Here is a 2,317-nt window from a genome sequence, read left to right as displayed (position 1 = left end):
GCCCGGCCGGGAGGGGGCGGGCCGCGCGCCGCTTGACGCTCCGTCAGGCACCCCGCGGCGGAGTCCGACAGCCTGTCGGTAGCATGCCCTGGGTGGGGGCCCGGGGGTCGGGTCGGCACCGGGAGCAGGGGGAAGGCGCAGGTTGATACGCCGCCGCATCGCAGTGGTCTGGACCGCGGTCGTCCTCACCGCGGGCTGCACGCCCTACGGCGCGGACACCCTGCGGGCGGTGCGGTCGAGCAGCCCCGCGGTACCGGCCCCGCGGACGGTCACCCTGGACCGGACCGCCTGGTGGGGCGGCGACTCCTACCGGCTCACCGCGCTGACCGCCACCGCGCAGCCGGACGGCCGCTCCTCGGTCGAACTCGTCCTGGGCGTCGCCGTCGAGTCCCCGGTGCCGGTCGCCGCCGCCCTGCCCAGGGCCACCCTGGAGTCCGACGGGGTCACCGTCAGCGGTCCGCTGGAGATGACGCCGCCGCCCTACGGCCGCGCCTCGCTGACCGCCACCGTGCAGGACGTCGGCACCGCCGGACGGGAACTCGACCCCGACCGCCTCGCGCTGGTCCTCACCGCCCCCGGCGCGGCCCGCGCGGTGATCCCGGTCGGCGACCGGGCCGGACAGGAACGGGTCGACCTGGCCCCGACCCCGCTGCGCCCCTCCGCGGACACCGTGCGCACCGGCCGCTACCGGCTCGCCCTGGCCTCCGCCCGGCTGCGCGAGGACTGCAGCGGCGGGACGGGCACCGCCCCCGCCGTCCTGCTCGGCACCGTCCCGGCCGTCCCGCGGGTGCTGAGCGCCCCGAAGCCGGGCCGGCACGCCCTCGAGGTGCTGTTCGAGGCCCCGGCCGGCACCACCGCCGACGGCCTGCTGCTGCACCTGACCCTCCCGGACGGGCGGCGGCTCGCCCCCGCCGTCCCGGTCGACGCCAGGCCCTACCCCGACCCGACCGGCCGGGTCAGCCTGGCGGCCTGGTTCGACTTCTACGGGGACGGCACCGCCGGGACGTACACCCTGGAGGCGGTGGACGGGCAGCGGCCGGACGACCCGGCGGTGCTCACGCTGGTGGCGGGGTGAGGACGCCGGGCAGCACGACGGCTCCGGAGCGGCGGGACCTTGCTCGGCAAGTACCCGGTCGAGCCGGTGAAGACCACGGCCCGGATCGCCGAAGCAGCGGGGGCAGGTCGACCGTTTCCGGCCGGGAAGCACGCCCCGTCCGGCGAGGTCGCGGTGTTTCCAGCACGCGACCGTGCCGCTCGGCACACACAGCCTCCGGGCGACGCCGGCGTCCGAGACTCCCGGTCGCGGCAGGGGGATCGCCTGGCTCCGGATCGGTGGCTCAACCACCGCAACGGCTTCGCCGGCAGTGGACCCGCGAGGGGCCGGCCCGCCGGGCTTCACCCCAAGAGGCGAGCTATTGGCGATCTTGACCTTGGGCCGAGGAGCAATCGTGAGTGCCGGGTGCGGGATTCGAACCCGCAAGCCCTCTCGGGCAGATGTGTTTGAGACATCCGTGTATGCCGTTCCACCAACCCGGCGAGGGCGGGTGGGAGAAGGATACCCTGTGCGCGCTCCCGGTTGCAGCTGGGTAGGCTCATGCATGCAGCACCCCGCCGGACCGAGGAGCCCCGTGAGCACCCCCGACGAGCAGCCACAGCCGCTTGACACCGAACCGCCCCAGATCACCCGGATCGTCATCGCCGAGGACGAGGCACTGATCCGCCTCGACCTCAAGGAGATGCTGGAGGAGGAGGGCTACACCGTCGTCGGTGAGGCCGGGGACGGCGAGACGGCGGTCAAACTGGTCGAGGAGCTCAAGCCCGACCTGGCCATCCTGGACGTGAAGATGCCCGTCCTGGACGGCCTCTCGGCCGCCGAGCGGATCCACGAGCAGCACCTCGCCCCGGTGCTGATGCTCACCGCGTTCTCCCAGCGCGAGCTGGTCGACCGGGCCCGGGACGCGGGCGCGATGGCCTACATCGTCAAGCCGTTCAGCAAGAGCGACCTGGTGCCGGCGATCGAGATGGCGGTCTCCCGCTACACCGAGATGCGCACCCTGGAGCAGGAGATCGCGGACCTCTCGCAGCGCCTGGAGACCCGCAAGCTGGTCGACCGCGCCAAGAGCGTGCTGCAGACCAAGTTCGGCCTGAACGAGCCCGCCGCGTTCCGCTGGATCCAGAAGACCTCGATGGACCGCCGGATGACGATGGCCGCGGTCGCCGAGGCCGTGATCGAGGAGGGCGCCGCCCAGGACCGCAAGAAGGCGGAGTCCGCCGAGGGCTGAGCCGCCCCGCGCACGACGCGCGGCCGCCCCCGTCC

Annotated in this window: 2 protein-coding genes and 1 tRNA gene; 2 read left to right on the top strand and 1 reads right to left on the bottom strand. The window is 74.2% G+C overall.

Features of this window, described 5'->3' with window-relative positions:
• Positions 1-142 precede the first annotated feature (142 nt).
• A complete protein-coding gene (locus ACFUEL_RS38685; protein WP_380242742.1) occupies positions 143-1,075 on the top strand; it encodes a hypothetical protein in 933 nt (310 codons plus the stop codon).
• A 378-nt stretch (positions 1,076-1,453) separates the two neighbouring features.
• Here the strand turns inward: ACFUEL_RS38685 and ACFUEL_RS38680 are convergent.
• A tRNA-Leu gene (locus tag ACFUEL_RS38680) sits at positions 1,454-1,536 on the bottom strand.
• A 62-nt stretch (positions 1,537-1,598) separates the two neighbouring features.
• Here ACFUEL_RS38680 and ACFUEL_RS38675 point away from each other — a divergent pair.
• On the top strand, positions 1,599-2,282 hold the full coding sequence (locus tag ACFUEL_RS38675; RefSeq protein ID WP_380242740.1) for an ANTAR domain-containing response regulator: 684 nt from the start codon (positions 1,599-1,601) through the stop codon (positions 2,280-2,282).
• Positions 2,283-2,317: the final 35 nt, after the last annotated feature.

Origin of the sequence: Kitasatospora sp. NPDC057198, from assembly GCF_042670125.1 — a bacterium.
In the GTDB taxonomy this organism is placed as follows: domain Bacteria; phylum Actinomycetota; class Actinomycetes; order Streptomycetales; family Streptomycetaceae; genus Kitasatospora.
The sequence above is the reverse complement of the archived record's forward strand: the minus strand, read 5'-3'. Positions and strand labels throughout refer to the sequence as shown.